General features: G+C 33.9%; 1 protein-coding gene. It reads right to left on the bottom strand.

What is annotated here, in order from left to right:
• Positions 1-65: 65 nt before the first annotated feature.
• Positions 66-1,481 carry a hypothetical protein gene (locus H9X84_RS12730; RefSeq protein ID WP_205134623.1) on the bottom strand — a complete coding sequence of 472 codons (1,416 nt, stop codon included), beginning with the start codon at positions 1,479-1,481 and terminating at the stop codon, positions 66-68.
• Positions 1,482-1,608 lie beyond the last annotated feature (127 nt).

The following is a 1,608-nucleotide window of genomic DNA, read 5'->3' as shown; positions in this document are numbered from 1 at the left end:
CATTATAATACAGACAAAGGCAGAACCTCAAAATAGGCTCTGCCCAAAGTAACTAATGACATATCTTATATCAGTTTATTCACTTTACACAAAACTTGAAACGGTCTCTCTCCAGCGGAAAAATGTTGCTCAACTTTGATTGGTACAATGATCTTTCCTTTACTGAATTTACAATCTTGAATTATCTTATAGGCTCGTTCACCAATATTAGAACGTAGATATTCTTTGCCATATTCTTGAATTTGTTTTGAAACATGAGCAATATCAACTTCTTGCATCTTGTAGGCAACTATTTCAAATGCAGAATCGATATAAATTCCATCAATTAAATCGGTTTTGCTAATGAGATTATGGAAATTTCGAGAAAAAGCATCTTCAACTTGTGAGACATATTTAGCATATAGATTCTGTTTCAATTCACTAAATGCCAATAATGCTCTGGCTGCCATATCAGAAACAGACTTTTCTTTTAGCATAGCACGATATTTTTCGTATGCTTTCTGGTATACTTTCTCTGTTGTTTGCATTATGCTTTCTTTTTGGAAAAGACAATCTTTTTCTACCAAAGATTGTTGTCTCAGTGCATTCAGTCGCATAAGAAGTTCGTTTTTTTGTAACAGATAATGATTGGAATCTATGACTTCTTTTGAGTCCATTTGTGCACGCAGCTCTTTTGTATGTGCTAAAGATTTTTCCAAAGATTTTTCTGCATCAAGAAGGCTTTGCACATCGTAATTTTGATAGTGATGAATTTTCGCAAGTAATTCCATAGAATCATTTTCGGATATTTTCAAAAATTCTATCTCATCTTCAGATATGTCTTCACGTAGTGTCCTATATAAAGCATGCATAAATCTATCAGAAATTTCAGTACGAGGGGAATCAACGAATTCCTGCTGCAATTTTTCCTTTAAGTGAGGATCAGAAAATTTGTCTTTGAGAAGGCGATTTCGCTTTAGTTTCTCTTCTACAGTCAATTGGATTTTGAGTGCCTCTAATTGTTCTTTCAAAATAACAAATGGAATGACATCATTAGCTGCCGTTTTTAGAATATGCCGCAGTTCATTACGTTTGGCTTCTTCCTCTTGGATTTCTTTCTCGTATAGTTTCCAATCATGGTTTTCAATACCGCCATATTTTCTCATATTTTCATCTAATATGGCAATTTGATCTTGAAGAGCATCAATTTCTTCTTGCACGTTTTCCATTCTTTGAAAAGCAATGGTGTATGCTTCTTTAGCTTTAGCTCGTTTTTCTCTGGCTGTTTCATATTCTTCTTCAACAAGACTGTGTGAGTCGCCTTTTGTTGTTCGAGTATTGTATCGCAGTTGTTCTTCAATCAAGTCAAATGTGTCCAAACTGCAAATTTGTAAAAAAGCTTTTCGAAATGCTTGACCATTTGCACGGTCAAACACAAAATTTGAAACTTTTTCGCCATCAAAGAAATGAAAATTAAACAAAGCAGGAGGAATAATTTGCATTAAGTAATTATCAAAGTCGAGACCGTTTCAAGTTTTGTGTAAAGTGAATAAACTGATATAAGATATGTCATTAGTTACTTTGGGCAGAGCCTATTTTGAGGTTCTGCCTTTGTCTGTATTATAATGC

The sequence above is a fragment of the Anaerotignum lactatifermentans genome (assembly GCF_016902535.1).
GTDB lineage: Bacteria > Bacillota > Clostridia > Lachnospirales > Anaerotignaceae > Anaerotignum > Anaerotignum lactatifermentans_A.
This window is presented reverse-complemented; position numbering and strand designations above follow the sequence as displayed.